Genomic DNA, 389 nt, shown 5'->3' with positions numbered 1-389 from the left:
CAACAGTATAGGGAGGATCTATAAAAACCAAATCATTTTCTTTAATATTATGGATGGTGTGTTCGAAAGATGTACAGTTTATTTTACAGTCTGCAAGAAATACGCTCATTGTCTGAAAAATTTCTTCAGTTACAATATCTGCATTAAACCTCTTTCCATAAGGAACATTATAAATGCCTGCGCTATTAACTCTATAAATTCCATTAAATGAAGTTCTGTTCAAGTAAATAAATCGAGCCGCTTTTTTGCTGGGGTTTCTTGGTTTTGATGATCGAATTGAATAATAATCACTTTCAGTATTCTTATATTCTTTTAGATATTTGATGACTAAATTTGGATCTTCTTTTAATTGGTAATAACAATTAATAAGTTCTTCATTTGTATCAGAA

1 protein-coding gene is annotated in these 389 nt (G+C 29.3%); it reads right to left on the bottom strand.

The genetic code is table 11. The features are described from left to right. Positions 1 to 389 (bottom strand): Dam family site-specific DNA-(adenine-N6)-methyltransferase (locus JHD69_RS20660; RefSeq protein WP_199142185.1); only part of this gene is annotated, 389 nt, incomplete at both ends.

It is taken from the genome of Pedobacter sp. ASV12, from assembly GCF_016429155.1.
In the GTDB taxonomy this organism is placed as follows: Bacteria; Bacteroidota; Bacteroidia; order Sphingobacteriales; family Sphingobacteriaceae; genus Pedobacter.
Note: the sequence above shows the minus strand (reverse complement) of the source record. Positions and strands in the feature narration are given on the sequence as shown.